At 47.1% G+C, this 397-nt stretch carries 1 protein-coding gene; it reads right to left on the minus strand.

The window, feature by feature from the left end; genetic code table 11:
- Positions 1–304 (minus strand): hypothetical protein (locus Q4563_RS16710; RefSeq protein WP_303605289.1); only part of this gene is annotated, 304 nt, incomplete at its 3' end.
- Positions 305–397 lie beyond the last annotated feature (93 nt).

The raw sequence follows: 397 nt of genomic DNA on the forward strand, positions 1-397 counted from the left end.
TCATAAAGAAGCCGGCATAACCAAAGCCTTTGAACAGGTACATCCAGGTATCATAATGAGCAGAGCTGATCCATAGCGCTTGAGCGGCAACCCAAAGCTGGATAAGCAACAAACCGACCCAGAGCCAACGACTGCGTACAAATGCAACCGGGAGTGTTGTGAGATTCTGAGTATGTAACCGAAGTTCCAGCAATAGCAGACCGCCGGTAATGGCTGTGTATAACGGCCAGGCCCAATCGGTATAGCCACCAAATGGCAAAGGTAATACAAATAGCAAAAGCAGATAAGCACGCCAACGAGTCATGGTACTGCCAGTCCTTGAAATAGAAATCACCGGTGGGAACAACAAACAAAAAAAGCCCGGAAAACCGGGCTTTTTAACTGATCAGTATAAACC

This window comes from Gilvimarinus sp. 1_MG-2023, from assembly GCF_030548285.1.